The organism is uncultured Limnohabitans sp. (genome assembly GCF_937889215.1).
Lineage (GTDB): Bacteria > Pseudomonadota > Gammaproteobacteria > Burkholderiales > Burkholderiaceae_C > Limnohabitans_A.
Genome location: NZ_CALBEX010000209.1, coordinates 1 through 4,161, shown reverse-complemented (window position 1 = coordinate 4,161; position 4,161 = coordinate 1). Strand labels below are relative to the sequence as shown.

The following is a 4,161-nucleotide window of genomic DNA, read 5'->3' as shown; positions in this document are numbered from 1 at the left end:
CCGGGAAGCGCTGCACGCATGGCCACCCGACCCGCTTCAATTGAACGCAAGCGGGCACCAAAGTCGGCACTCTTGATGCCCGACAAGACCGGGCGAACCACCCAATCGGCCTCTTTGAGGGCCAGGCTGTTGATGCTTTTGCCCATGATGGCAAAGGTCTGCAGCAGGATCTGAAACGTATCGCCATAGGCGTTGTCTTCGGGATCGCTGGAGATGTCCACCGCGACCACAAAGTTCGCCCCCATCTCACGGGTCTGTTGCACAGGCACAGGCGAGACCAGGCCGCCATCGACGTATTCGCGCCCGCCCAAGCGCACGGGGACAAACACCGCGGGCACCGCACTGGACGCACGCACGGCCAACCCCGTGTTGCCTCGCCGGAAGGTGATGGCCTGGCCATTGCCCAGATCGGTGGCCACAATGCCGAGTGGGATGGGCATCTGCTCCAGCGACATGCCACCCACCTGGGTGTTGACGTACCGGGCCAAGGCTTCGCCGCGCAAAGCCCCCCGGTTCACGAGGGGCAGCACCCAGTCGGTGATCTCGGCCTCTTGCATCGTCTGGGCTACGCGCACCAATTCGGTCGGGCTTTTGCCGCTGGCATACAAAGCGGCCACCAAGCTGCCCGCCGAGGTGCCCGCCACATGGCTGGGCCTGAGCCCCGCCTCTTCCAGCACCTGGATCACACCCACATGGGCAAAACCCCGCGCCGCCCCGCCGCCCAGCGCCAGCCCCAGCCGCACCTCACGCCGCTCGGCTGTGGGAGGGGCGCTGGCCTCAGGCGGAGGCGGCAAACTGCTGCACGCTGTCAACAGCGCCAGTGTCAAAACCGCGCCCAGACGCCGCCCGGCACACCTTAGCCAAGCCACCGTTAGGGCTTGTTCTGCGGGTTCGCAGCCCAAGCCACGACCCATCTCTCGCATTTTTTCCATGCTGCCCTCAAATCTTATTGATAATGATTCGCATTTGGTTTAAACTTTCTTCACCCGTCCAAAACCCAAGAGAAACCCATGACACTGTCCCGATCCCTGCTGAGCTTGGCTTGCCTCATGAGCGCCGCTTCGGCCATGTCGCAAGACAAAGTGCTGAACATTTATTCGGCCCGCCACTACCCGACCGACGAAGTCATGTACAGCGACTTCACCAAAGCCACCGGCATCCAAATCAACCGCGTGGATGCCGATGATGCCGGTATTCTCGCCCGCCTCAAGGCCGAAGGTGCGGCCTCGCCCGCCGACGTGATTTTGCTGGTGGACGCCGCCCGCCTTTGGCGCGCCGAGGTCGATGGCCTGTTCTTGCCCATCAAGTCTGCCAAGCTCGAAGAAGCCATTCCCGCCAACTTGCGTTCCAAACCGTCCGACAACGGCGGCACAGCCTGGTTTGGCCTGTCCACACGGGCACGCGTGATCGTTTACAACAAACTCAAGTACAACAAAACCGACGTGGACAGTTACGAAAAACTGGCCGATGCGAAGTTCAAAGGCGGCTTGTGCATCCGCAGCGGCTCGCACCCCTACAACCTGAGCCTGTTTGGCGCCATGACCGAGCACCTGGGGCCGCAAAAAACAGAAGCTTGGCTCAAAGGCTTGGTCGGCAATATGGCCCGCAGCCCCAAAGGCGGCGACACCGACCAGATCAAAGGCGTGGCCTCGGGTGAATGCGGCGTGGCCGTGAGCAACAGCTATTACTTGGCGCGCCTGATGCGCTCCACCAACCCGGCCGACCGCGCGGTGACCGAAAAAATCGGCGTGGTCTTCCCCAACCAAAACAGCTGGGGCACGCACATGAACGTGGCCGGTGGCGCTGTGGCAAGACATGCCAAAAACACCGACAACGCGGTCAAGTTCCTGGAATACCTGGCAAGCCCTGCTGCGCAAAATCACTTTGCCAATGGCAACAACGAATGGCCTGCAGCCAAAGGCGTGAGCTTTGACAACCCCGCCCTCAAGGCCATGACCGGCGGCAGCTTCAAAAGCGAAGTGCTCCCCATCAGTGCCGTGGGCATGAACCAGATCAAGGTGCAGCAAATGCTGGACCGCGTGGGCTTCAAGTGAACACGCTACCTCGGCGACGCCATGGTTGAACCTCACCAGGGCAAGGGCTCAGGCGGTGCACACCGCCCCGCTTGAGCCTGAAACTACAAAAACTTGACCCGTGCCTGCAAGGCCTGCAGGCTCACTTGCGGAGCGGCATAACCTTCCCCGGCACCCACCACCACACCTACCCCCGCCACAGGGGCAAGGCTGTCAAGCTGGAAACGGCCCACCCCGGGGGTCTGGCGAATGAAGCATTTTTCGTCGAAAAACAAACGGTCCCCACTCGCATCGATCTCATCGCTGTCGATGGTCTCAAAACCGATCAACTGACGGATCGCATCCAACCCGCCGCCCAAGGCGACGGGGGTGATGGTTTTGGCGGTGGGGTCGATCACAAAACAAGTCATCCCAAAGCTCCTGCTGGCTGTTCAAAAGCGTCAGCTTAAACGGCTTCGGCTGGCACTGGGGTTGCGATACCCGCCTCGGGCAAGGCCGGCAAGCGAATCAGGTGGTCAAAAGCGCTCAAGGCGGCTTTGGCACCATCCCCTGCGGCGATCACGATCTGCTTGAAAGGCACAGTGGTGCAATCGCCCGCCGCAAACACGCCGGGCACATTGGTGTGGCCTTTGGCGTCCACCACGATCTCGCCAAATTTGCTCAGGTCCAGAGTGCCTTTGAGGAACTCGGTGTTGGGCACCAGGCCGATTTGCACGAACACGCCTTCGAGTTCGACCCAGTGGTCGTCGCTGGTGGTGCGGTCCTTGTAGCGGATGCCGTTGACTTTGCCGTCAGCGCCCGTGATTTCGGTCGTCTGCGCGTGGGTGTGGATCGTGACGTTGGGCAGGCTCTTGAGCTTGCTCACCAAGACCGCGTCGGCCTTGAGTTGGTCGGCAAATTCGAACACCGTGACGTGGGCCACGATGCCGGCCAGATCAATCGCCGCTTCGATGCCGGAGTTGCCGCCGCCAATCACCGCCGTGCGCTTGCCCTTGAACAGCGGGCCATCGCAGTGCGGGCAGTACGCCACGCCTTTGTTCTTGAACTCGGCCTCGCCGGGTACGTTCACATTGCGCCAGCGGGCACCGGTGGACAGGATGACCGAGCGGGCTTTGAGGCTGGCGCCGTTGGCCATCTGCACTTCGATCAAACCGCCGGGCTGGCTGGCGGGGATGATTTTGTCGGCACGCTGCAGGTTCATGATGTCCACTTCGTAGTGGCGCACCTGCGCTTCCAAGGCTGCCGCAAACTTGGGGCCATCGGTTTCCAGCACCGAGATGTAGTTTTCGATGGCCATGGTGTCGTTGGTCTGGCCACCAAAACGCTCGGCGGCCACACCCACGCGGATGCCTTTGCGGGCAGCGTACACGGCAGCCGCCGCGCCGGCCGGGCCTCCGCCCACGATCAACACATCAAAGGGGTCTTTGGCGCTGAGCTTGGCGGCTTCACGCTCACCGGCCTTGGTGTCGAGTTTGGCGACGATTTCTTCAACCGTCATGCGGCCGGAACCAAAGACCTGCCCATTCAGGAACACCATGGGCACGGCCATGATCTGGCGCGCCTCGACTTCGGCCTGGAAGGCACCGCCTTCGATGACCACAGTCTTCACCTTGGGGTTCACGATGGCCATCAGCGACAAGGCCTGCACCACATCGGGGCAGTTGTGGCAGCTCAGGGACATGTAGACCTCGAAGTTGAAGTCGCCGTCCAGCATCTTGATGCTGTCGATCACGTCTTGCTCGACCTTGGGAGGATGCCCACCGGTCCAGAGCAAAGCCAAAACCAAAGAAGTGAACTCGTGGCCAAGCGGCAAACCGGCAAAACGCACGCCGGTGTTTTGGCCTTCACGCGCCACCACAAAAGAGGGCTTGCGGGCGTCGTCGCCAGAGGTGTCCAGGCTGACCTTGTCGGACAAGCTGACGATGGTCTCCAGCAAAGCCTTCATGTCGACGCCAGTTTCGCTGTCGTCCAGCGAGGAGATCAAACGAATCGGCTGGCGCAGCAAAGCCAGGTACTGCTGCAGTTGGGCTTTGAGGGTGTCGTCGAGCATGGTGATCTCCGGTTTTCAGGGGACAGTGAACTTGAACCCGCACTTGTGGCGCAGGCCAGGGAACAGGGGAAATTGGGG

4 protein-coding genes are annotated in these 4,161 nt (G+C 61.4%); 1 reads left to right on the top strand and 3 read right to left on the bottom strand.

Translation table 11 applies throughout. The features are described from left to right. A partial coding sequence (locus Q0341_RS05445) for a patatin-like phospholipase family protein (RefSeq protein WP_299511069.1) occupies positions 1 to 932 on the bottom strand: 932 nt, incomplete at its 3' end. Positions 933 to 1,010: 78 nt separating this feature from the next. Between Q0341_RS05445 and Q0341_RS05440 the strand changes: the two genes are divergently transcribed. Next, positions 1,011 to 2,054 carry an extracellular solute-binding protein gene (locus Q0341_RS05440; RefSeq protein WP_299511067.1) on the top strand — a complete coding sequence of 348 codons (1,044 nt, stop codon included), beginning with the start codon at positions 1,011 to 1,013 and terminating at the stop codon, positions 2,052 to 2,054. Between the two features lie 83 nt (positions 2,055 to 2,137). Here Q0341_RS05440 and Q0341_RS05435 read toward each other — a convergent pair whose 3' ends face one another. Further along, complete coding sequence (locus tag Q0341_RS05435) at positions 2,138 to 2,443, bottom strand: hypothetical protein (RefSeq protein WP_299511065.1); 306 nt, start codon at positions 2,441 to 2,443, stop codon at positions 2,138 to 2,140. A gap of 35 nt (positions 2,444 to 2,478) precedes the next feature. Continuing rightward, complete coding sequence (gene ahpF, locus Q0341_RS05430) at positions 2,479 to 4,083, bottom strand: alkyl hydroperoxide reductase subunit F (protein ID WP_299511064.1); 1,605 nt, start codon at positions 4,081 to 4,083, stop codon at positions 2,479 to 2,481. Positions 4,084 to 4,161: the final 78 nt, after the last annotated feature.